We start from the raw sequence: 21792 nt of genomic DNA, 5'->3' as shown, positions 1-21792 counted from the left end.
TTTTTTAGGCCCTTGGGTGGTATTTTGTCACCACTTCGCGGAGGTATTCGCGGTCGAGGTGGGTATAAATTTCGGTTGTAGTAATGGATTCGTGGCCGAGCATTTCCTGCACCGCCCGCAAATCGGCTCCCCCTTCAATCAGGTGCGTGGCAAAAGAATGTCGAAAAGTGTGCGGACTGACTTTTTTGGGTATTCCAGCCACTTCAACCAAGTTTTTGATGACCAAAAATACCATGACGCGGGTAAGCTGTTTTCCGCGACGGTTTAGAAACACAAAATCTTCGTGCCCCTTCTGTACTTCGAGCGCGCTACGGGTATGGTTGATGTAAAGCAAAGTTTGTTTGACGGCATCGCTACCGATGGGCACCAGTCGGGTCTTGCTTCCTTTTCCAATTACCCGCAAAAAACCTGCGTCAAAATAACAATTGGTGATTTGTAAATCGACTAATTCCGACACCCGCAGCCCCGAACTGTACAGCACTTCCAGCATGGCACGGTTGCGCATTCCTTCGGGGGTTGAAAGGTCATTGGCTTCCAACAACGCTAAAATTTCGGGGTAAGTGAGCACATCGGGCAAATGCCGCGACAGATGCGGGGATTCAATGAGCTGGGTTGGGTCGATGGTTAGAATGTTTTCTAGCAGTAGGTATTTAAAAAACGCTTTTAACCCCGATAAAATACGTGCTTGCGAATGAGCGGCCAGGCCTAAATCGTGCAGGTAGCCCAAAAATCCTAAAATATCGAACTCAACCACCGCCGTGATTTCTTTTCCTCCCATCAATTCGACGTATTCGGCGAGTTTGGTGGCATCGCGTACGTAAGCTTCTACGGAGTTGTCGGCCAGACCGCGTTCGAGGAGTAAAAAGTCTTTAAAGTGTTTCAGGTAAATATCCCACATAAGAAAGTAGCTCACTAAATAAGGTCGGCACAAAAATACAGGCTTTTTGGGGGATTTGGGAGGGCTAAAAAAAACAAAAAGCTGCTCGAAATTTCGAACAGCTTTCCGACGTTATCCACACCATTTCTATAAATCCAATTTCTCGAATGAGAAAGAATTGAATTCGAGAACAAAGCTAATGCATTCTTTATTAAAACGAAATTAAAAAGTGCGAAATTTTTACTGAAACGACTTTTATTCCTTTTGATACATACTAATTGCCCAATAAATGGTAAAACTAACCACAAGCGTTCCGACATAATAAGCGGCCAAGAGAGGATTGGAAACGACGACGGCAACCAGCGACACCAAAGTAAGCCCAAAAGCGCACCAAGGAATATAGGGATAAGCTGGTGCACGAAAGGGGCGAGGGAGGTTGGGTTCGTTTTGGCGGAGGCGTATCACACAAATGCTCCCAAAGCCATAAAGGGTAAGCGCTCCGAGCACTGATAACACGATGATGTCGGCGGAGGTATTGGACAACAAAACGATGATTCCGACGACCATATTTACCAGCAACGCATTGGCGGGGGTTTGGAGTTTGGGGTGAATTTGACCCAAAATCCGTGGGAAGTGCCCAACGCGACCCATTTCAAACGTGGCGCGTCCAGCGGCCATTAGCAACCCGTGAAACGAGGCTACCAAGCCAAACAAACCTGTTACAATAACGGCACTGTACCAAATCGAAGACTCACCGACCAAGCGTGCCAGTGCCAAAGGCAAGGGAGAGTCTGAAGAACTGCCATCAGCTTTGTAGATGACAGCCTCCCAGCCCGCAATCCCCACAGAACCGATGAAGGTAATACTACAAAGTATGACGAGAGTAAACATGGCCGAGCCAAAGCCACGTGTCAGGTCGCGTTGGGGGTTTTTGCTTTCTTCGGCGGCGTTGGCAAGTCCCTCGATGCCTAAAAAAAACCAAATGGCAAAAGGAATGGCAGCCCATACACCCGACCAGCCATTGGATAGGGCATTGTGCGATAAATGCTGCACCGAAACCGCCCCGAACGTGATGGAGGCAAATAATAAAAGCCCCGCAATGGCAACAAAGGTAATCAAGAGCTCAAAAGTAGCGGCCAATTTTACCCCAATGATGTTGAGCGATGTAAATACTATATATGCACCGATGGCGGCATACGTAGGTGGCAATTCGGGAAAAAAAAGATTGACGTGGGCGCCTATTCCAACGGCGATAGCGGGTGGCGCTAAAACAAATTCAACAACTTGGGCAATGCCTGCTACAAACCCCCAGTCGCGACCCAATGCGCGCGTGGCGTAGTCAAAAATGCCTCCTGCTTTGGGAATAGCACAAGAAAGTTCGGCGTAGCCAAACGTAAAACAGACGTACATAATGACGACCAGCCCCGTGGCAAGGGCCATGCCGAGCGAGCCGCCTTTTTCAAGGCCAAAATTCCAGCCAAAGTACATTCCTGAAATAACGTAACCGACGCCCAGCCCCCAAAGTAAGGTGGGCGTAAGGGATGCTTCTAAATGGGTGTTGTTTGTTGATTCCGACATGGTGGGGTGTCAGTGGGTTTAGTGAAAAAATGCAAAATCAGAGAGGTTAGGTTACACTTGAAACGTCGAGACTGTCACCAAAATATCAAGGGCAATTAAAACGAGTGCGACCATCAAGAAATACCTATATTTATTACTAACAACGGCCACTTTACGGCTATCAATCAGGCGATTTTCTACCGAATTGATGGCGTCAACAACATCTCCGATGGCATTTTGCTGGCTGTTGATTTCGAAATATTTTCCGTTGGTAGATTTTGCTAACTCTTTTAAATAAGCATTGTTGAGGTGCGTGGTTACAATTTGGTCGTTGTCGTCCTTTACCCATGCTGTTCCTTCTTTGATTCGACCACCGTTGGTGGTTCCTATGCCCACAATCATCAGTTTAAGGTCAAATTTTTTGATATTGGTAAAAGTTTGACGTTCGCAAGCACCAAAATTTTCCCCGTCGGTCAGAAGTAAAATAATTTTTGAGGTATTGGTCGAACGGTTTTGGACAAGCTTTTCCACCCCCAAGTCCAGCGCACTGCAAATATCAGTACCGTGGTTGCTGACTTGAGAGGTGTTGAGGGTTTGGGTAAACAGACTGAAAGCGTTTAGGTCGAACGTAAGCGGAACTTGCAAAAATGGACTACTTGAAAAAATCATAAGGCCAAACCGATTTCCGCTGAGGGAAGTGCTGAGGCGTTGTAGTTCAAATTTAACTTTGTCGAGGCGAGAAGGCTGAACGTCAGTCGCATCCATTGATTTTGATACATCAACGAGCACCATGATGTCTTTGCCTTCGGCAATAATGTCGCGTTCGGGTTCACCAAAAAAAGGCCCTAAAATCGCCACAATCAACAGGGCAACGTAGGTAGTTCTTAAAAAAAACTTGATAACCACGCCCCGCGCAGTACTACCCAATGCCTTGGCAACGTACAAGGTTCGTCCAATGTAAACACTGTACAAAATGAGGAATGCAGCAATAAAAATATACTCAACGAGTGTGAGTTCGTAGTTGAAATTCATATCAAAACCCTAAAATCCTGTTCAAATAAACAAAAAATCCCCAAAAGGTAAACCGTGAACTGTAAACTCTCCGCTAACTTTGCAGCATGGCAATGATAGGAACAGATATTTTAGCAGTAAAAAAACTCCTTGAAGCGGGAGAAGTGGTGGGGATTCCGACCGAAACAGTCTATGGTTTGGCGGGAAATGCGTTGAATGATGACGCTGTTCTTCAAATTTTTAGGGTTAAAAATCGCCCACAATTTGATCCACTGATTGTGCATACCAATTCGTTGGAGAAAGTCAAAACGTTTGTAGCTGATTTCCCACCCAAAGCCCAACAACTGGCCGAAGCATTTTGGCCTGGGCCATTGACATTGCTCTTGCCAAAGTCAGAGGCCATTTCTGATTTAGTCACATCAGGCTTGGGAACAGTAGCGGTACGCATTCCGAACCATCCTCTGACGCTGGAGTTACTCTCCGAACTTGATTTTCCATTGGCAGCGCCCAGTGCTAACCCTTTCGGCTACATTAGCCCGACGTCGGCGCAACACGTTGATAAACAGTTGGGTAAAAAAATACCTTACATTTTGGATGGAGGTGCCAGTCAAGTTGGAATCGAATCGACGATTGTGGGTTTTGAAGAAGAAGAAACGGTAGTATATCGTTTGGGTGGAGCATCGGTTGAGGCCATTGAAAATGTGGTTGGTCCCGTTCGTTTGGTGGCATATTCAAGCTCCAATCCCAAAGCACCAGGTATGTTAAAAAGCCATTATTCTCCCCGAAAATCGCTCTTTATTAACTCATTGGCGGACGTATTGAAAGCGTATGACGCTCAAAAAGTGGGTTATTTGACCTTTAAAGATACTTCTCCGCTGGTTTCTGCCGAGCATCAGCGCGTTTTATCACCGTCGGGCAGTTATGCGGAGGCAGCCAAGCACCTGTTTGCGTATATGCGCCAACTTGATGCGCTTGAGGTCGAGGTAATTTGTACTGAACTTTTGCCCGAAAAAGATTTGGGGAGAGCCATCAATGACCGCATCCGCCGAGCAGCGGTTCGGGAATAGAACTTGTTTTTTCTTAAACACCTGGCTTGCCCTTGTAGTTATCCCAACATGGAAACCATTGATTTTGCCCAACCCAATATTTTTGCCCAAACGGCTTTCTATATGTTTTTAGGCATTTTTGGGCGCTATGTGCTCATTGCTGCCTTGTTTTACTACTTATTTAAAGTAAAATACCAAGCTTATTTTCAGCCAAGAGAAGTCAATTTACGACCTCGCCGTCCCGAACAACATTGGCGAGAAATTGGATTTTCGTTGGTTACATCAGTCATTTTTGCCGTTGTAGGCACGGCCATGGTGGTGCTTTGGCAAAAGGGATACACAAAAATTTACACCGATTTTAGCCAATATTCTGTTCTGTGGTTTGTGTTTAGTATTGGCCTAGTTTTGTTTTTGCACGAAACCTATTATTACTGGCTTCATCGCTGGATGCACCACCCAAAGGTATATAAGTGGGTACACAAAGCCCACCACGATAGCATCACTACCTCCGCGTGGACCTCTTTCTCTTTTCACCCGACAGAAAGTATTTTACAGGCGTTAGTTCTGCCTGCGTTGACGTTTGTGATTCCCCTTCATTACAGCGCGATTGTGGTTATTTTGCTCATAATGACTACTACGAGCGTTATCAATCACCTGAATACGGAGCTTTATCCCCGCGATTTTCATCGGCATTGGTTTGGAAAATGGTGGATAGGAGCCACGCACCATAGCCTACATCATTCGCAATTTAAGTACAACTATGGACTGTATTTTACCTTTTGGGACAAATGGGGTAAAACCGAAAGCCCTGATTACGAAAAACTTTTTGACAAAAAGACACCCCAAGTTTGATGATTGATGCCAAACAAACTTGGGATGTCTTCTGATTGACGTTATTTTATTGTAAAATTTTTAGCCAAACGCCTATCTGTTTTTACACAAATTTTCGTACACCAACTGGATAATTCCATCTTTTAGTCCCAAGTCAGGAACGATAATTTCGGACGCTCCCGCCCACTTCATCACCGAAATGTAGATGTCGGAAGCAGGTACGATGACGTCGGCACGGTCGGCGTTGAGGCGAAGTTTATGGACGCGGTCTTCTTGGCTAAAGGAAGAAATGTAGTCGCGCATTCGGGTAAGCTCTTCGACAGACGTTGCGTTATCGGACGTTTTTGAGACCAAGTTAAAAAGCTTAGAAATATTGCCGCCCGTTCCTACTGCCTTTACAGGTTCATAGCTGTCCACGTTTTCTTCAATCCAGCGTTCCATTTTTTGCCAAGCCCCTTTGCTTTCCTTGCCTTCGAGCAGCCGTACTGAACCAATCTTAAAGGACTTTGAAGCCACTTTTTGACGGTTAAAATACAGGTTCAACTCCGTACTACCACCGCCTACGTCGATGTGGAGGTATTGTCCATCTACCAGGGCCTGAACCACCACATTATTGATAAGTTCGGCCTCTTTGCTACCGTCGATGATGTGAATTTTTATTCCTGTTTCATGGGCAATGCGTTCAACTACCTCGTGCCCATTGGCTGATTCGCGCATGGCGGAGGTGGCGCAAGCCATGTATCCTTCCACTTCATGAAGCTCCAGTAACAGCTTGTAACACTTCATGAGTTTGATGGTGCGTTCTTGGCTTTCGGGAGTCAGACTGCCGTAAGTAAACACATCATGCCCTAAGCGGAGTGGAAAACGGACGTACTCTACCTTTTTGAAACTGGTGTAACCGCCATCTTTCAGAACCGATGAAATTTGCAAACGTGCCGCGTTTGAGCCAATATCAATTGCTGCTATTTTCAATTTTGTCTCAATTTAAGTTTTTGCAAAAGTAAACGGGAAAGAGCTACCATTAAATAACCTATTTCCTAATTTTTTGAAATATTAGGTAATCCTGCGTAGTTTTGTTGCCTTATATAATTCTGGTTGAATGAAAATCCTTGGAATTTCAGCATTTTATCACGACTCCGCAGCCGCCCTCATCGATAACGGCGAAATTGTAGCAGCAGCACAAGAAGAGCGTTTCACTCGCAAAAAACATGACCCTAATTTCCCTACCAATGCGGTCAAATACTGTTTAGAATACGGTGGAACTACCCTCAATGAATTGGACGCTATTGTCTTCTATGACAAGCCCCTTTTGAAATTTGAGCGCTTGCTCGAAACCTATTATACCTTTGCTCCTAAGGGATTGAAGTCATTTATTACGGCGATTCCTGTGTGGATCAAAGAAAAAATGTTCTTGAAGCGCCTTATCAACGAGGAATTAGAAAAAATAGGTTACGACAAAAAGAAGCCCGTTAAGCTTCTGTTCCCTGAGCACCACTTATCGCACGCAGCAAGTGCTTACTATCCATCTCCCTACGAAAAGGCAGCAGTCTTGACCATCGACGGGGTGGGTGAGTGGGCTACCGCTTCTATCTGTTTGGGTGAAGGAAACAAGATGTCAATTCTCAAAGAATTGAGGTTTCCGCACTCGTTGGGGTTATTGTATTCTGCTTTTACCTATTTCTTAGGGTTTAGAGTAAACTCGGGAGAGTACAAATTGATGGGATTGGCGCCTTATGGCAACCCCACTGCTCCCGAAGTTGATAAATACATCGAGACCATCAAAAAAGAACTGATTGAAATCAAAGAAGACGGTTCTATTTGGTTAGACCAACGCTACTTTGACTATGCAACAGGCTTAAAAATGGTAAACGAAGGTGAGTGGGAGCGCATGTTTGGCATGAAAACCCGCCGTCCTGAAGATCCGCTCGAAGCCCATCACTGTAACCTTGGGTTGGCGATTCAGCGCGTGACCGAAGAAGTGGTAGTGAAAATGGCGCAAGAAGCCAAACGCCTCACTGGTGCTGATTATTTATGTTTGGCTGGTGGGGTAGCGCTCAACTGCGTATCGAACGGAAAATTACAAAAATCGAACGTTTTCAAAGAAGTATATATCCAACCCGCCGCAGGTGATGCGGGTGGGGCGTTAGGAGCTGCTTTGACGGGTTATTATATTTATTTTGACCAAAAACGCGTCATTAACTATACTCGTGATGCCATGAAAGGTTCTTATTTAGGGCCTACTTTCTCGGATATCGACGTGGAGCTTGTCGCGAAAAAATACAAAGCCTCTTACAAACATTTTGACAAATTGGATGACCTAACCAAAGAGGTTGCTCAGATTTTGGCAGATGGAAATGTAGTAGGTTGGGTGCAAGGCCGTATGGAATTTGGGCCACGGGCATTGGGAGCGCGCAGTATTTTGGGTGACCCACGCAATGCCGAAATGCAGAAAAAACTCAACGTAAAAATCAAATACCGCGAGTCGTTCCGTCCGTTTGCGCCTTCGGTGTTGGCGGAAAAAGTAGGCGATTATTTTGACTACGAGGGAATCTCACCGTACATGTTGCTGGTTCACCCCGTCAAAGATTCGCGTCGCAAACCTTTGCCAAAAGACTTTGATGGATTCGACTTACGTAACAAGTTGTATTATTTGCGCTCTGATTTGCCCTCTATTACCCACATCGACTTCTCGGCACGGATTCAGACCGTTCACCAAGATACCAATCCACGCTACTACCAGCTTATCAGCGATTTTGAGAAGTTGACAGGCTACGGAGTAATCGTGAACACCAGTTTCAACGTACGTGGGGAGCCTATCGTTAGCACGCCAAATGATGCCTATCGCTGTTTCATGCGTACCGAGATGGACTACTTGGCGGTAGGTAACTATTTGTTTGACAAACGTCAGCAGCCCGAATGGCAAGATACCGATAACTGGAAAGAAGAGTTTGTCCTCGATTAAACAATGGCTTCAAAACTCGTCACGTCTGTTTTTAGACTTTTATTGCTTGGTATTCCATTTGTCTTGTTGTTTTTCCCTGACAAATGGAATATCAAATTTGACTACCCCTACGCAGGGTTAGTTGATAACTTCTACATTCGTCTTGCCAAGGCCATGACTTTGCTTTTGGTGTTGGTAGAATTGCTCCGCATGTTTTATTACGGGGTAATCAAAAACGAAAAGAGCAACAAACTGGTCGCTAATATTGCCACCTTGGGGATTATGGTGGTCTGGTTGGTGGGATTGTTGGAAATCACCTTCATGTTTATTTCGCAGAGCCACGAAGGTGACCTTAGCAAAGCCTCTCAGATTTGGTTTGCCAAATATTGGCGTCCCATCACATCTGAGGGTTACCGCGATTTTCCTAAAACAAATGCCGAAAAGAAAAAGAAGGTACTGGTTTTGGGTGACTCGTTTGCGGCAGGCCACGGCTTGGAAAATACGGAAGACCGTTTTTCTGATCAGCTAGAACAAAAATTGGGCACAGATAAATATGCCGTGTACAATTTGGGCGTTTCAGGTTCAGACACGCGTGATGAGTTTCAGCGTTTGCAGAAGTTTCCCGTAAAGCCCGAAGTATTGGTGTTGGAATATTTCCCGAACGATATTGAAAAAGCAGCGCGGGATGCTAAGTTGACTTTGGCACAATTCCAACCTTACGATGATATTACAATCCCAGGAGCGGGCTCGTTGGTGATGCGTTTTTATTTTCCCAACTACCTTTATTGGCAGTTTCCGCACATGCCTCCTGCGTCGATTACCGATTTTGTTCAAAAATCATATACCGATACAACAATTCTGAACCCGCACTTGCGCGATTTGCAAAAAATTGTGGACTATGCGCGCCAAAACAACGCTCCAATGTACGTGGTGATGGTGCCGTTTTTACAGAACGTTGAAAAAAGCAATGGTTATACCAAACCCATTGAAGACTTTTTCATAAATCAGAAGATTCCAGTCGTTCGCCTTAGTGATTATTTGGGCAGTATTCCCCCAAAGGAACGAATTGTGGGTAAAAACGATGGTCATGCAAGCGCCAAAGTAAATGCGTTGATTGCCGACTTATTATATAAACAGATTCATGCAAGCACCCCGTAACAGTGCGAGGCAGAAAGGTTTGTTTGCGTTAATTACCATCGTATTGATTGGACTTTTTTGCGAACTAGCTTTTCGTCTCACTCTAAAAATCAGTAAAGAAATTCCTTTTGTTAGACCTGACTTAGCCGTTGAGGAACACTTTTATAAGGAATTGAAACTTGTTCAAAATTCGACTATTTCAACGGATAATGATTCGTTGGATGTGCTTATTTTGGGTGGGTCGGTTGTGGCTGATGAATGGAGGAGTAAAGTAGCTCGCTATCTGCAAGATTCGCTACGAAAAGGACTGAATACGTCTAAAGTTCGGTACTTTAACTTAGCCAATTTGGGTCATAATACCAACGATAACTTGTATAAATACAAGATGTTGGGAGACAAACGCTTCGATTTGGTGGTTTTTTATGAAGGAATTAACGAGACTCGTTTCAACAATATACCTGCATCGCTGTTTCGCTCTGATTATACCCACGTGCGCTGGTACCACGACATCGCTTTGATAAAACAACACCCCGAGATGCGCTATACAGTGATTCCGTTTACGTTTCACTTGTTCTTAAATTACGCATCTACGCTTGTGGGAAAACGGTATTTTGTCAACGATACACCCGATGAACGCTTTTATTCGGAAGCGTTTGATGTTAAAACCGCCCCTACTTATCGAAAAAATCTGAGTCAGATTGTAGCAACAGCGCAGGCGCGGAAAGAGCCACTTATTTTGGTAAACTTTACCTATTACATTCCCGAAAAATGGCGCAAGTCAAATTTTAAAGACCAAGAATGGGATTATGCGGGCTGTGATTTATCATCACCTATTCGGACGTGGGGAACACCCTTGGCAGTGGAGAAAGGGATTTTGACCCACCGCGCCATGATGCAACAAATTGCGAACGAGAACAAAGGCGTATATTACATGGATATGATGCCTCTTTTGCCACGCGAAGGTCGAAATTTCTGTGATATTTGCCATTTGACGGACGATGGTTGTCGGGTGTTTGCCAATAATGTGGCCTCCTATGTTTTGAAAAACAATATGATTCGCAGCTCATATTGAGTTGGTTAGGCGAGCAATAACGATTAATTTTGCGAGTGTTAGAGGTTACTTATAACCTCGGCTAGTAACAACGATTAAATTTGCACTATAATAAAACGTTTTTAAAAAATGGATTTTCTAAAAGACTTGTTGGCGTTCTTGAAAGAACGTAAAAAATGGTGGTTAGCTCCAATGATCATCCTTTTGTTATTGATTGGTATCATCATCGTGATTGGTGGTGGCTCTGCCGTAGCACCTTTCATTTATACATTGTTTTAATTGAATGTTATCTGTTACTGGTTATTTTTAATTCTGATAACCAGTAATAGATAACAGATAACTTATCTCCTCGAAATGTCAGAAGCAGAAAAAAGTAAAGCCCAGTTGGTGATTGTTACTGGGCTGGTGGTGTTTTCGTTTATTTTCAAAAATGCAGCTACGTATCTTTTGTATGCGGCAGGGGCAGTGGGACTTATCAGTATTTTTATCCCAATCGTTGGCGATTTTATCGTTAAAATCTGGTTTAAAATTGCGGAAGGACTTGGCTGGTTTAACTCACGCGTTATTTTGACGGTTCTCTTTTATGTGTTTTTGTGGCCGATTGCGACACTTTATCGCCTTTCTACCAAAAACCCAATGAACGTAAAACGCCCAGATTCAAATACGGTGTATGCAGAAAGAAATCATACTTATACACCCAAAGATTTGGAGCAAATTTGGTAGTTAATCTCCCTTTTGCTTATTTACAGACAACATTTGTTTCGATGGCGCGGCTTTTATGCTGCGCCATCGTTTTTTTAAGGAGACGTACCACTCGGTGCATTTCCACTTCGGTACCGATGGTAAGGCGGAGGCAGTTTTGGAGCGGATAACCTACCAAAATACGGTTGGCTTGGAGGGCAAGTTTGAGGTTATTATATAAATCCTCGTCGTGGAAACGGAGCAACAAAAAGTTGGCCGATGAAGGCTGAACCGAAAACGTATGAGGAGCAGCCACTTCGTCGAGAAGCTGATAAACAAAATCGCGTAAGTTGTTGATACGTTGGATATTGGCTTGTTGGAATTTGATAAATTCTGCGTTGGTAAGTGCTTCTGAAACAACAACTTCCGTAAAACAATTGACCGTAAAAGGAATCGTATATTTCTTCACTAATTGGATAAGCGCTGCGTTGCCAGCGGCATAACCGAAACGAACACTAGGCAAACCATACCCTTTTGAAAATGTACGGAGTACGAGTAAGTTGGCATAGCGTTGTACCAACGAAAGCGCTGTTTCTCCCCCAAAATCACCATAAGCTTCATCAATCACAAAGACACATTCTGGGTGTTTTTCTAGCAATGTTTGAAGGTGTGCCAATGGAAGTGTTGCGCCCGTCGGGTTGTTGGGAGAAGTTAACACCACCAAAGCAGGCTCCGTCGCTTGAGGAAAAGATGCAAGGTCAAAACCCGTATTGGGTGACAATATCCACTCTTTATAGCTCATCCGTTCGTTTTGACATACTTGGTGGTAAAACGTAAACGTAGGGCTTTCGAGAATAGCGACTGAAAATACCTTCGAAAAGCAGCTGACGATTTGTTGGATAAGTTGTGAAGAGCCATTTCCCAAGAGTATATTTTCAGGGCTAACATTGGCTTGTTGGGCAATGAGCGCTTTGAGTTCGGTATTGTGAAAATCGGGATATTGATTCCATGCCAATGATGCCATTTTGGCGGTCAACTGCTGCTTTAATGCTTCGGGTAAATCGAAAGGAGTTTCGTTGCAGTGAAGCCGAGCCACATTTTCGGGCATTTCGACTGAGATGGCTTGGGGAGTAAAGGCAAATGATTTCCGTATCTCGCGGGGTACCGCCAGTTGTGCAATTGAGTTCATGGTTCTGTTAGAAAAGGTTCAGAGAAAATCTTTTGAAGTAATTGTGGTATATTTATAAAATGAAGGTGTTAAATAGCCCAGAAAAGACTTGTAATTTCTTCTCCTTCAAAAACCGTGGCGTAGCGATTGGGAAGGTCGGTTTGTAAATCTGTTCCGTTGAGGTGGGTGTATTGGAACTGCGCCTCACGTTTTTCAAGTTGGAATCCAGTTTCGGTCAGCAGTTGTTCCCATTGCTTAGTGGCGTAGTGCTTCTCTACGCGAACTTCCTCCGAATTGCCAAGAACATCGTCGATTTCGCGGCTAAAGAATAGTTTCAACGCTGCTTTTTCCGTACTGGTTATGTTGAGGGTATCAATAATTCTGAACAACGCGCCGTAGTGATTGACGCAATTTTGGAAACGACGCTGGTAGTTTGGCTCATAGTGATTTGAATTGGGTTCGCTCAGAGCCAACGCTTTAATGCCGAGCGTTTTTAGTAATTCAAACACCGTTTTACGTTGCGAAGCGTGTTGAATATGGTGTAAGGCAAACGATGCGTTGGCATAAATTCCGTCGTGTTGAGAGGGGAGAAGTGCTTGCAGCGTTTCCAAGGTATAGTTCTCGATAAATGCGACTTCCGTCACCAACTCAACCGTGAAAGGCGCTTGGGTACTTATGCGTTTTACATTTTCGTGGGCAGTCGTCACGGCATCGGCAAAAGGCTCAATACCAACGACGGTTAGGTGTTTGACACTGCTGTTTTCTTTCTTAGACAACCCTTCAATGATGTTTGCCACTTGAAAACCAGTCCCAATGCCGATGTCCATCAAGACGGGATGCGTGTGCTGGGCGAGGGCGCCAATTAATAAAGTGTTGGTACAATGTTGGCTTAAATTTGCCAATGGAAATTGTTGAATTAATAATTCAAACAAACGAATTTGGGGAATTTCAAAACGTTGTAAATAAATATGTTCTTGGCTCTGTGCTCCTGTGGTATGCTTACGCATGGCTTTCGTAAGCGTATAATGAAACAATGACTCAGGGTTTTCTAAATCTTCGACTGACTCATAATGAATGTCACTAAGCGTCTGATTATCAGCTTCGGTGAGCGAATGAGGCATCCGACTAGCTAGGTCATGTAAAGAAGTCAAGGCGGTAGTTGCGAGAAAGTCCATTGTCGAGCGCGGTTATGTTTTTGTTTGATGGTTCAAAGCTACAACCAACGCCTCCCAAGGTTCAAAACTGAGTTACCAAGGCGTTGATATTTGCCATTGAATAGGAAAAAAAAGAACGCGAACCGCTAACCTTTTTCAAACAACCACCAGATAGGGCGACGGCGGCGTTGGATTTTAAAATTTGCCTTCAAATAACTTTGGATGTGCTGGGTCGCTTCTTCCAGGTCATCGGTGATTTTGAGCAAATTGAGGTCATCAGGAGAAATTGTTCCTTTGTCAATCATCTTTTGGAGCATTTCAATCAATGGTTCATAGTAAGCTTTACCAATCAATACCATCGGAAAGTTTTGAATCGTCCCCGTTTGAATAAGCGTTAGGGTTTCAAACAGTTCGTCCATAGTGCCTACGCCGCCTGGCATAATCACAAATGCGTAGGAATATTTGACCAAAAGTACCTTACGGATGAAAAAGTACTTGATTTTTACCCATTTGTGCATGTAAGGGTTTTCGCTTTGTTCGTGCGGAAGAATGATATTACAACCTACCGAACGTCCACCCGCTTCAAACGCCCCACGGTTGGCGGCTTCCATGATGCCAGGCCCACCGCCTGTCATCACCGTAAGTCCAAGTTCTTGGGCAATGCGCCGACCCATTTCGCGGGCTTGTTCGTAGTGTTCGCTTCCTTCTTTGAACCTTGCCGACCCAAAAACAGTGACACAAGGGCCAACAAAGTGCAGGGCACGGATTCCTTTCAGAAATTCCCAAAAAACTTCGAGAACAAACAAAAACTCAAATCGACGGCTTTTGGGGCCTTCTAAATAGTAGTCGCCCGTGCGTTGGTCGAGGAAGGGCGGGGGGAAAGGTGGATTGGGCATAGAACTCGTCTGGTTTCGGAAATACTTTAGTAACTTAGCGGCAGAATAGCTTAACTACTATGATTCAAATCACTTCTTTTGTTTTTTCTCCTTTTTCAGAAAATACCTACATTCTTTATGACGAGACCAAGGAAGCGGTCATCATCGACCCAGGTTGTTTGATGCAGTCGGAAAAAGAAACACTCGCTAATTTTATTTCAGAAAAAGGATTAAAAGTGACAGCTTTACTCCAAACTCATGCGCATTTGGACCATGTCTTTGGGAGTGCATTTGTGAAGCGTAAATATGGCGTAAAAATGTACATGCACAAAAAAGAATTGCCTGTATTGGAGGCAGTCGAAAGTCGCTGTAAGTTATGGGGAATCCCTGGTTTTGAACCCGTAGAGGCCGATGCGTTTTTGGAAGAAGGAGACAAAGTGACGTTTGGACAGTCGTTGTTGGATGTGGTATTTGTGCCAGGCCACGCGCCAGGCCACATTGCCTTTATTTGTCATCCGCAAAAATTTGTCATCGGTGGCGATGTGTTGTTTAAAGGAAGTGTAGGCCGTACCGATTTCCCTTTGTGCGACCATGCTGCTCTCCTGAATAGCATTCGTACAAAGTTTTTTACGCTCGACGACGACTATCAAGTATATGCAGGGCACATGGAGCCCACTACCATTGGGTACGAACGCCGTTATAACCCCTTTTTGAAATAAACGTATGCGCCTTTTTACGATTCCCAATTTAATGACCTGCGGCAATCTACTTTGTGGCTGCTTAGGTATTGTGTTCAGCTTTCGGGGTGATTTATTATTAGCGGGAGCTTTGATTTTTTTGGCCGCAGTGCTTGACTTTTTTGATGGCTTTGCCGCGCGGCTTTTAAATCAATCCTCGCCCATTGGCAAAGAATTAGATTCATTGGCCGACATGGTGACGTTCGGTGTTTTGCCTTCCATGATTGTATTTCAATACCTCGAACGTACCAATGATTCCATCGAAATTGAGGGTATGTTGGTGTCCTTCGTAGCGTTTTTGCTGGCGGTTTTTTCGGCCTTGCGTTTAGCCAAATTCAATATTGATACCCGTCAAGCTGATTCGTTTATTGGCGTACCCACCCCCGCCAATGCCATTGTAGTGGCCTCACTTCCTTTTATTCTTAGGATGTATCCTGAGTCTCAATCCATCATTGTTAATCCAACGGTATTGATAGGCTACACGCTCGTGATGTCGTTTTTGATGATTATGGAAGTACCTTTGTTGGCCTTTAAATTCAAAAGTTTTGGTTGGAAAGAAAATCAACTCAAATATATTTTCCTTGGGGTGTCGGTGGTTTTATTGATTTTGCTGAAATTTGCAGCTGTTCCGCTGATAGTCGGTATTTACATTTTACTCTCATTCATAGCCCCCAAATCCCCAAAAGGGGCTTAACAATCAAAATCTCCCCCATTGGGGGTGGGGGGCTTTAAGTTCTATGAAATTCATCGCCGAAATCAACGTCATGCCCCAAAAAGAAATCCTTGATCCACAAGGGAAAGCCGTTAAACTCGGGCTTCATAATTTGGGTATCGACGACGTATCTGATGTCCGTATTGGCAAACACATCACTTTGAGTTTAGACGCTGATTCAGAGGCTGCTGCCCAACAACTCGTCGAAACGGCTTGCAGTAAATTGTTGGCCAATTTGATTATGGAAGACTATACTTACACGTTGAAAGAAGCTTAGTGAAGCAAAAAAGGCAGAGCATTCGGAAGGAAGTTCTGCCTTTTGTTATTTAATATTCCTACAATCATGCCATATTCCAAAATTACAGGTTTGGGTTTTTACGTACCCGAAAACGTAGTAACCAATGATGACTTGAGCAAACTGATGGATACCTCTGACCAGTGGATTCGTGAGCGGACAGGCATTCAAGAACGTCGTTACTTTACCTACGGCAAAGATACCAACGCGAGCATGGCTACTGCGGCGGCCCGTCAGGCATTGGAGCGGGCGGGTTTGCAGCCATCGGATGTTGACATGATTGTGTATGCCACCATTACGCCCGACTATTTTTTCCCAGGTTCGGCGTTTTTGATGCAGCGCGAACTCGACCTCATTGGCATTCCTGTGATTGACATTCGGGAACAATGTTCGGGTTTTGTGTATGCGCTTTCGATTGCCGATCAGTTTATCAAAACCAGTACGTACAAAACGATTTTGGTCATTGGAGCTGAAATTCAATCGACGTGGACGGATAAAAGCAATAAAGGCCGCAACGTAGCCGTCATTTTTGGGGATGGCGCAGGGGCTGCCGTGGTGCAAGCCACCGAAGACCCCACCCATCGCGTGCTTTCTACGCACTTACACGCCGACGGTCGTTTTGCGGAAGATTTGTTTGTGAAAGACCCAGGCAGTAGTCGCCCAGTTCGCTCGGCTACCAAAGAGATGGTGGATGAGGGAGGATTTGAAGTCATTATGAACGGAAACGCGGTCTTCAAACACGCCGTTGTTCGTTTTGCCGAAGCCATCAACGAAGCTTTGGATGCCAATGGCTACAAGCCCGAAGATATTTCGCTGCTGGTACCTCACCAAGCGAATATTCGTATCAGCGAGTACATTCGTCAGCAGATGGGCCTGCGCGAAGACCAAGTCTATAACAACATTCACAAATACGGAAATACCACCGCCGCCTCCATTCCGATTGCCCTCACCGAAGCTTGGGAAGAAGGACGCGTCAAAGAAGGTGACCTCGTTTGCCTAGCTGCTTTTGGTAGCGGCTTTACGTGGGCGTCTGCACTGATTAAATGGTAATCGTACTGGACATATTGTCGAAGTAATCATAGCCTTTGTTTCCATGAAAACGCATTTTCTCCGACTTCTTGATTATGAACGTTGGGCCAACGCCCAATTGGTCGCTTCCATTGAATCGCTCGAAACTCCTCCCGACAAAGCTTTGTCGCTGATGAGCCACGTACTCAATGCCCAAATGGTCTGGTTTACACGCGTTGCCAATGATCATTTGGTGGTGGGAGTGTGGGACGTCTTGCCAGTTGCTTGGCTTTCCGAAACATTGGAACACAGTTACCAAAAATGGTCAAGCTTTGTGAAGGATACCGACGAAGCTGATTTTGATAAAATTATTACGTACCAAACCACCACTGGTGCTACTTTTCAGTCGTCGTTAGGGGATATTTTAACGCACCTGAGCCACCACGCGGCCTATCATCGTGGACAAATCATCAGCATTTTGAAACCCGAATTGTCGCAAGTACCATCGACTGACTTTATACTTTGGGCGCGTCAATCTTAAAAAATAGACCAATGGAAGAGTTTGAACAACCCAAAGAAAAAGACAAGTCGAAGAAAGATAAAAAGAAGAAGAAAAAAAAAGAAGGCCGTAGCGCAGAAACGATGTTTCGGACGACTTTGGCAAGCCATCTTCAGCTCAGTGCTATGGCCGACCAAAAAGCGGGCTTGATGATTTCTATTAATTCTATCATCATTTCGGTGGTTATCACTTTTTTGGTAAGTGAAGTAGAGTCCAACCCTCGGTTATTGCTACCGATGACTCTATTGGTACTCGTTTGCCTTGTGACTATCACTTTGGCGTTGCTTTCTACCCGCCCGTCGGTGCGCTCAAAAGCGGAGCGTCTGACGTTAGATAAATCCAAAATTGACTTGTTGTTTTTTGGTGATTATTTGGCGCTATCGCGCGATGAGTATAAGGAAGCAATGAAACTACTGGTAACGGAAGAAGAGCGAGTGAAAGAGACGATGATCGACAATATTTACGCCCAAGGGTTTGTCATTGAACGTAAATATCGTCTGTTGAAAATCACCTACTTGGTGTTTATGATTGGTTTTCCGTTGGTTCTTCTTAGCTTTTTGGTGGTGTTATTTGGGGTTAGTTAAGTCCTTTGATAACAACACCAGCTGCCTGTGGTTTTCCCCCACCATAAATCAGCAAGCGCTTTACATCTTTGGGATTGTCGATAATCGAATAAAAATCATCCAAATAGCGAAGAGTGCGCTTAATGTAGCCTGATTTGAGATTCGGGTTGTTTTGATACAAAGCATAGATTTCGGGTTTGGCGGCTTTAAACCGTGCAAAAACTTGCTGAAGCAGCGCGGGTGGGTAGGTCAATCCTCGGAAAAGGCGCTCTCGTACCGAGGCAAGTTCCAATTGTTCGGCGGGTTGGGCGTATTTGGCTTCTACAATGCCCGAATGGTCAAAATCATAAGGGACAGGAATCGGATACTTTCCTCCTTTGGGTGCTAATAGTTTGATATTGTGCAAATAAGGCACCGACCAGTCGGTGTTGCCAATCATGTATTCAAACACCGCAACCGTCGCCATTTGAAGAGAATCAATGCGGGTCATTGGAATTTGTTTGATGTTATAATCTTTGGCTTTATTGCGTTTGGCCATATCGTCTTCATCTTCAAGCAAAAACGCATAACTTATTACGGGTTTTTGAAGCCCCGCCGAGTCTTCGTACGTCACCTGAGCAATTCGCGCCCGAAAACTGTAATTCGTAATCAGGTTGTACATTCGATACACCAAGTATTCGTTGAAAATGTATTCTTCGCTCTGGCAATGGGTGACGAGTTTAAGGCGGTTTTGGCGCTCAAAGATGGAGTTTTTGTCTTTCTTTTGCGGTAAATCCAACAGCAACGGCGGAAAAATACAGTTTTTGGACGCTTTGCGGAAGTTGCCACGTACTTTGAGCTTAATAGGAATTTTTAAGTCACCTTTCTTCTTGCGGGCATAGTACAGTTCTGCCCAGTGGTTAGAAGGAGAAGCGCCTCGGTCTTTTTGGAGGGCTTTAATGTTGGTGACAATTCGCAGTTTGATGACGTCATCGTTTTTAAAGAGCGGGCCAAAATTGGCCTTTTTTTCCACTTTTGCGGTGTCGGAAGGAACACCACCGTGGCCGTGTACGTGCGCGCATACCCAAGTACAAAAAGCGAATAGGCAGATGTAGCGTTTCATAGCAATGGCTGAATTTGAGATATGAGAGAGGAGTGATGAGATATGAGAGAAATAATATAATGGGCTATTTGATGGGGTTTGGAGGCGTGAGGTGGGGGGCTAAAAAACGATAAATTTCTTGCCGCGACTCTTTGGCCAATTTTGTATCAATGCGGTTAAACGTGTGTCCGCCTGGGGCTTCTTGGTAAATTTTATACTCAAATTTTTTGCCGTTGGCTTTCAGCGCATTGATAAGACCTTCTACTTCCAGTACATTGACGTCCTCGTCGTTGGTATTGGTGTGAATAAGAAGTGGGGTTTTTAGTTTTTGAGCATTCCAAAGCGGCGAGCGGCGGCGGTATTCGGCCACGTTTTCGGCAGCATCTTTCCCAATGTGATTGGGCGATGAAAACTCGTTGCGATAGCTTTGGGTTTTGTAGCCCATGCGCGCAATCAAGTCACTCACAGGCACGCCAGCGTAGGCAACGCGGTAATCTTCGGGATGATCAAAAATATTCATGAGCGTAATCATCCCGCCGTGGCTCCATCCCATAATACCCACGCGTTCGGCATCGACTTGCGGCATGTTTTCAACGGCCCAGCGTTTTCCTGCCAACACATCGTCGTTTTCATAGGCACCGTAGTCGATTTGGCGGTAAAAAGTGCTTCCGTAGCCCGTGCTTCCTCGGTATTCGGGGGCGATGATGATGTACCCTTGCTCAACCATTTCGCGGACAATGTGGGCATAAAATGTATTAAAATCGCCGTGAACACCGCCGTGAATGAGCACAATCAACGGCAATTTTTTCGACTCAGCGTATTTTTTTGGAATAAAAGTATAAGCAGGAATAACCACGGGATTGTAGGCACCTTGCCCAGTGGGGTTGCGTACCACGTGTGGAGGCTTGCTGGCGTACCGAACTTTGTCGATGATAGCGACATCGCCCAGTTTTTCGTACCAAAGCAGGTCGTCGATGGTCTTGGTCAAGCCTTGCTCCATAAATAAGAGCTTGTCTTCCAACGCTTTTACGCGTTCGTTTAAGTCGGAACTTTGTCCAAATGACCACTTTGTCAAGAACAATAAACAAACAAAATAGAGTTTTCTCATGATGAATTGGCGTTTAGGTAGATTTATTTGGCCAAACCTGCTTCCGATACAAGTGTGAGCAAGGCAAGTTGAATGGCTTTATAGCTGTCTTTTTCGTCGTACCACCACTCGTTGAGGGCGTGGTTATTGCCCGTTTTTCCACCTTGCCCGAGCGTGATGGCTGGTATTCCTTTGGAAATAGGCACGTTGGAGTTGGTCGAGCCACGGGTCAGTCGAGGCGACACCCCAAAATAGGTAGTAGCGGCCATGGCGCGTTGAATGAGCGGAAGACTTTCGGGAAGTTCGCCCGAAGGACGGTCGCCGATTTTTTTGATTTCTACCGTCAAGGCAGGCCCCATGCGCTTCATGGCATTGTGCTCGACCAAGGCTTGTTGAATGGAGGCTTTTAGTAACGAATCGACCATGTTGAGGTTTTCGGGAATTTCAGAACGCATATCGATTTCCATCCAGGACTCGAACGCAATCGAATTGACCGACGTTCCTCCGCCAATGCGCCCTACGTTGTAGCTCGTGCGAGCGCCCGAACGGGTAAACTTATCCGCCGCTTTGGAAAAATAGTGAATCGCTGATCCGAGTGCGTGTTGGGGATTGGCCAACCCAAAAGCGCCCCACGAGTGACCGCCTGGCCCACGAAATGTGACACGGTAACGAAACGAACCTAGACCCATGTTGATAAGTGTGCCTGTATCGCCGCCGTCGATGGCAATCCAAGAGTCGATGCGGCGACTTTGGTCAGTAAATAGAAACTTGGTGCCGCGCAAATCTCCCAAGCCTTCTTCGCCCACCGAACCCACAAACAGTACATCTGCTTCGGTCTCTACCTTAGCTTCTTCCAAAGCCCTAACTACGGACAACAATAAAACCAAGCCACGGGTATTGTCGGCAATGCCTGGCGCAAAGAGGGTATCGGCATTGTTGCTTACTTTAATCTTGGTTTCGATTGGAAAAACGGTGTCTAAATGGGCGTCAAAAGCAATCGTACGCGTGCGTTTTTTCCCCTTACGAAGTGCGAGGACGTTTCCTTCCTTATCCGTCCAAACCGAATCAGCACCCGCTTCTTTGAGCATAGTGGCAAACTTTTCGCCACGCTTGGTTTCCATAAACGGTGGCGCTGGGATTTCGGTGAGCATGATAAGCTCGCTTCGGTTGCGCTGGGTTTGCCCTAGAATGGACTGAAACGCGGCTTGTAATTGTTTGGTTTTGGCCAATTGCTCTATTTCTTTCAAATAAGAGCTTTCTACTTTTCCGCTTTTTCCTTCGCCGTTTTCTTGGGCATTCACAGGTTTTGGAAGAAAGACAAAACAACTCAACAAGGTAAACAATGTGAAGGTAGAGGTACGATTTAGCATATTGATGAAATAAAAAGATGGTACGCTAATTTTACCGCAATCTACACATGT

23 protein-coding genes are annotated in these 21792 nt (G+C 45.0%); 13 read left to right on the top strand and 10 right to left on the bottom strand.

Annotated elements, in window-relative coordinates:
• Window positions 1-4: 4 nt before the first annotated feature.
• The 3 genes from xerD to K339_RS0100280 form a co-directional block, all read right to left on the bottom strand.
• On the bottom strand, window positions 5-898 hold the full coding sequence (gene xerD / locus K339_RS0100290) for a site-specific tyrosine recombinase XerD (RefSeq protein WP_028521813.1): 894 nt from the start codon (window positions 896-898) through the stop codon (window positions 5-7).
• A gap of 234 nt (window positions 899-1132) precedes the next feature.
• Entirely contained in the window at window positions 1133-2455 is a 1323-nt protein-coding gene (gene eat, locus K339_RS0100285; protein WP_028521812.1) for an ethanolamine permease, read from the bottom strand.
• 51 nt (window positions 2456-2506) lie between these two features.
• Window positions 2507-3466, bottom strand: a complete 960-nt coding sequence (locus K339_RS0100280) for a vWA domain-containing protein (protein ID WP_028521811.1) — start codon at window positions 3464-3466, stop codon at window positions 2507-2509.
• Between the two features lie 86 nt (window positions 3467-3552).
• Between K339_RS0100280 and K339_RS0100275 the strand changes: the two genes are divergently transcribed.
• Together K339_RS0100275 and K339_RS0100270 are read left to right on the top strand one after the other, a co-directional pair.
• A complete protein-coding gene (locus K339_RS0100275; protein WP_028521810.1) occupies window positions 3553-4512 on the top strand; it encodes an L-threonylcarbamoyladenylate synthase in 960 nt (319 codons plus the stop codon).
• 48 nt (window positions 4513-4560) lie between these two features.
• Window positions 4561-5343 carry a sterol desaturase family protein gene (locus K339_RS0100270; protein WP_028521809.1) on the top strand — a complete coding sequence of 261 codons (783 nt, stop codon included), beginning with the start codon at window positions 4561-4563 and terminating at the stop codon, window positions 5341-5343.
• Window positions 5344-5415: 72 nt separating this feature from the next.
• Here K339_RS0100270 and K339_RS0100265 read toward each other — a convergent pair whose 3' ends face one another.
• A complete protein-coding gene (locus K339_RS0100265) occupies window positions 5416-6294 on the bottom strand; it encodes a Ppx/GppA phosphatase family protein (protein ID WP_028521808.1) in 879 nt (292 codons plus the stop codon).
• Between the two features lie 127 nt (window positions 6295-6421).
• Between K339_RS0100265 and K339_RS0100260 the strand changes: the two genes are divergently transcribed.
• The 5 genes from K339_RS0100260 (at window position 6422) to K339_RS0100240 (ending at window position 11174) form a co-directional block, all read left to right on the top strand.
• Complete coding sequence (locus K339_RS0100260; protein WP_028521807.1) at window positions 6422-8284, top strand: carbamoyltransferase family protein; 1863 nt, start codon at window positions 6422-6424, stop codon at window positions 8282-8284.
• Window positions 8285-8287: 3 nt separating this feature from the next.
• Window positions 8288-9421 carry an SGNH/GDSL hydrolase family protein gene (locus tag K339_RS0100255; protein ID WP_028521806.1) on the top strand — a complete coding sequence of 378 codons (1134 nt, stop codon included), beginning with the start codon at window positions 8288-8290 and terminating at the stop codon, window positions 9419-9421.
• A complete protein-coding gene (locus K339_RS0100250) occupies window positions 9405-10472 on the top strand; it encodes a hypothetical protein (protein ID WP_028521805.1) in 1068 nt (355 codons plus the stop codon). The genes K339_RS0100255 and K339_RS0100250 overlap by 17 nt, the downstream gene beginning before the upstream one ends.
• A 108-nt stretch (window positions 10473-10580) precedes the next feature.
• Entirely contained in the window at window positions 10581-10730 is a 150-nt protein-coding gene (locus K339_RS37425) for a DUF5989 family protein (RefSeq protein ID WP_169731800.1), read from the top strand.
• Between the two features lie 75 nt (window positions 10731-10805).
• A complete protein-coding gene (locus K339_RS0100240; RefSeq protein WP_028521804.1) occupies window positions 10806-11174 on the top strand; it encodes an SxtJ family membrane protein in 369 nt (122 codons plus the stop codon).
• Between the two features lie 16 nt (window positions 11175-11190).
• Here K339_RS0100240 and K339_RS0100235 read toward each other — a convergent pair whose 3' ends face one another.
• The 3 genes from K339_RS0100235 to K339_RS0100225 all read right to left on the bottom strand — a co-directional run bounded on the left by K339_RS0100235 (window position 11191) and on the right by K339_RS0100225 (window position 14350).
• Complete coding sequence (locus K339_RS0100235) at window positions 11191-12321, bottom strand: pyridoxal phosphate-dependent aminotransferase (protein ID WP_028521803.1); 1131 nt, start codon at window positions 12319-12321, stop codon at window positions 11191-11193.
• Window positions 12322-12389: 68 nt separating this feature from the next.
• A complete protein-coding gene (locus K339_RS0100230) occupies window positions 12390-13475 on the bottom strand; it encodes a GRAS family protein (protein ID WP_229598670.1) in 1086 nt (361 codons plus the stop codon).
• A gap of 125 nt (window positions 13476-13600) precedes the next feature.
• Complete coding sequence (locus tag K339_RS0100225; protein ID WP_028521801.1) at window positions 13601-14350, bottom strand: LOG family protein; 750 nt, start codon at window positions 14348-14350, stop codon at window positions 13601-13603.
• 59 nt (window positions 14351-14409) lie between these two features.
• Between K339_RS0100225 and K339_RS0100220 the strand changes: the two genes are divergently transcribed.
• The 6 genes from K339_RS0100220 (at window position 14410) to K339_RS32180 (ending at window position 18224) form a co-directional block, all read left to right on the top strand.
• Window positions 14410-15048: an MBL fold metallo-hydrolase gene (locus K339_RS0100220; RefSeq protein WP_028521800.1), complete on the top strand. Its 639-nt coding sequence runs from the start codon at window positions 14410-14412 to the stop codon at window positions 15046-15048.
• Between the two features lie 4 nt (window positions 15049-15052).
• Window positions 15053-15760 carry a CDP-diacylglycerol--serine O-phosphatidyltransferase gene (gene pssA / locus K339_RS0100215; protein ID WP_028521799.1) on the top strand — a complete coding sequence of 236 codons (708 nt, stop codon included), beginning with the start codon at window positions 15053-15055 and terminating at the stop codon, window positions 15758-15760.
• 43 nt (window positions 15761-15803) lie between these two features.
• Entirely contained in the window at window positions 15804-16055 is a 252-nt protein-coding gene (gene purS / locus K339_RS0100210) for a phosphoribosylformylglycinamidine synthase subunit PurS (RefSeq protein WP_028521798.1), read from the top strand.
• A 66-nt stretch (window positions 16056-16121) separates the two neighbouring features.
• The gene (locus K339_RS0100205; protein ID WP_028521797.1) at window positions 16122-17123 is read left to right on the top strand and encodes a 3-oxoacyl-ACP synthase III family protein; all 1002 of its coding nucleotides are present in this window, start codon (window positions 16122-16124) and stop codon (window positions 17121-17123) included.
• A gap of 43 nt (window positions 17124-17166) precedes the next feature.
• Complete coding sequence (locus tag K339_RS0100200; RefSeq protein WP_028521796.1) at window positions 17167-17622, top strand: DinB family protein; 456 nt, start codon at window positions 17167-17169, stop codon at window positions 17620-17622.
• An 11-nt stretch (window positions 17623-17633) separates the two neighbouring features.
• The gene (locus tag K339_RS32180) at window positions 17634-18224 is read left to right on the top strand and encodes a Pycsar system effector family protein (protein ID WP_051397704.1); all 591 of its coding nucleotides are present in this window, start codon (window positions 17634-17636) and stop codon (window positions 18222-18224) included.
• Here the strand turns inward: K339_RS32180 and K339_RS0100190 are convergent.
• The 3 genes from K339_RS0100190 to K339_RS0100180 all read right to left on the bottom strand — a co-directional run bounded on the left by K339_RS0100190 (window position 18217) and on the right by K339_RS0100180 (window position 21741).
• Window positions 18217-19305, bottom strand: a complete 1089-nt coding sequence (locus K339_RS0100190) for a hypothetical protein (RefSeq protein ID WP_028521795.1) — start codon at window positions 19303-19305, stop codon at window positions 18217-18219. The genes K339_RS32180 and K339_RS0100190 overlap by 8 nt on opposite strands.
• A gap of 64 nt (window positions 19306-19369) precedes the next feature.
• Window positions 19370-20392, bottom strand: a complete 1023-nt coding sequence (locus K339_RS0100185) for an alpha/beta hydrolase family protein (protein WP_028521794.1) — start codon at window positions 20390-20392, stop codon at window positions 19370-19372.
• Window positions 20393-20415: 23 nt separating this feature from the next.
• Window positions 20416-21741: a M20/M25/M40 family metallo-hydrolase gene (locus K339_RS0100180; protein WP_028521793.1), complete on the bottom strand. Its 1326-nt coding sequence runs from the start codon at window positions 21739-21741 to the stop codon at window positions 20416-20418.
• Window positions 21742-21792 lie beyond the last annotated feature (51 nt).

This window comes from Runella limosa DSM 17973 (genome assembly GCF_000482465.1).
In the GTDB taxonomy this organism is placed as follows: Bacteria; Bacteroidota; Bacteroidia; order Cytophagales; family Spirosomataceae; genus Runella; species Runella limosa.
This window is presented reverse-complemented; position numbering and strand designations above follow the sequence as displayed.

Excerpts from the sequence above, each read along its gene's own strand:
- K339_RS0100200 (WP_028521796.1), top strand. The coding sequence starts at position 17,167 with ATGAAAACGCATTTTCTCCGACTTCTTGATTATGAACGTTGGGCCAAC.
- K339_RS0100190 (WP_028521795.1), bottom strand. The coding sequence starts at position 19,305 with ATGAAACGCTACATCTGCCTATTCGCTTTTTGTACTTGGGTATGCGCG.
- K339_RS0100235 (WP_028521803.1), bottom strand. The coding sequence starts at position 12,321 with ATGAACTCAATTGCACAACTGGCGGTACCCCGCGAGATACGGAAATCA.
- eat (WP_028521812.1), bottom strand. The coding sequence starts at position 2,455 with ATGTCGGAATCAACAAACAACACCCATTTAGAAGCATCCCTTACGCCC.
- purS (WP_028521798.1), top strand. The coding sequence starts at position 15,804 with ATGAAATTCATCGCCGAAATCAACGTCATGCCCCAAAAAGAAATCCTT.
- K339_RS0100250 (WP_028521805.1), top strand. The coding sequence starts at position 9,405 with ATGCAAGCACCCCGTAACAGTGCGAGGCAGAAAGGTTTGTTTGCGTTA.
- K339_RS0100280 (WP_028521811.1), bottom strand. The coding sequence starts at position 3,466 with ATGAATTTCAACTACGAACTCACACTCGTTGAGTATATTTTTATTGCT.
- K339_RS0100230 (WP_229598670.1), bottom strand. The coding sequence starts at position 13,475 with ATGGACTTTCTCGCAACTACCGCCTTGACTTCTTTACATGACCTAGCT.
- K339_RS32180 (WP_051397704.1), top strand. The coding sequence starts at position 17,634 with ATGGAAGAGTTTGAACAACCCAAAGAAAAAGACAAGTCGAAGAAAGAT.
- K339_RS0100275 (WP_028521810.1), top strand. The coding sequence starts at position 3,553 with ATGGCAATGATAGGAACAGATATTTTAGCAGTAAAAAAACTCCTTGAA.
- K339_RS0100260 (WP_028521807.1), top strand. The coding sequence starts at position 6,422 with ATGAAAATCCTTGGAATTTCAGCATTTTATCACGACTCCGCAGCCGCC.
- K339_RS0100205 (WP_028521797.1), top strand. The coding sequence starts at position 16,122 with ATGCCATATTCCAAAATTACAGGTTTGGGTTTTTACGTACCCGAAAAC.
- K339_RS0100185 (WP_028521794.1), bottom strand. The coding sequence starts at position 20,392 with ATGAGAAAACTCTATTTTGTTTGTTTATTGTTCTTGACAAAGTGGTCA.
- K339_RS0100240 (WP_028521804.1), top strand. The coding sequence starts at position 10,806 with ATGTCAGAAGCAGAAAAAAGTAAAGCCCAGTTGGTGATTGTTACTGGG.
- K339_RS0100180 (WP_028521793.1), bottom strand. The coding sequence starts at position 21,741 with ATGCTAAATCGTACCTCTACCTTCACATTGTTTACCTTGTTGAGTTGT.
- K339_RS0100270 (WP_028521809.1), top strand. The coding sequence starts at position 4,561 with ATGGAAACCATTGATTTTGCCCAACCCAATATTTTTGCCCAAACGGCT.
- K339_RS37425 (WP_169731800.1), top strand. The coding sequence starts at position 10,581 with ATGGATTTTCTAAAAGACTTGTTGGCGTTCTTGAAAGAACGTAAAAAA.
- K339_RS0100255 (WP_028521806.1), top strand. The coding sequence starts at position 8,288 with ATGGCTTCAAAACTCGTCACGTCTGTTTTTAGACTTTTATTGCTTGGT.
- xerD (WP_028521813.1), bottom strand. The coding sequence starts at position 898 with ATGTGGGATATTTACCTGAAACACTTTAAAGACTTTTTACTCCTCGAA.
- pssA (WP_028521799.1), top strand. The coding sequence starts at position 15,053 with ATGCGCCTTTTTACGATTCCCAATTTAATGACCTGCGGCAATCTACTT.
- K339_RS0100225 (WP_028521801.1), bottom strand. The coding sequence starts at position 14,350 with ATGCCCAATCCACCTTTCCCCCCGCCCTTCCTCGACCAACGCACGGGC.
- K339_RS0100220 (WP_028521800.1), top strand. The coding sequence starts at position 14,410 with ATGATTCAAATCACTTCTTTTGTTTTTTCTCCTTTTTCAGAAAATACC.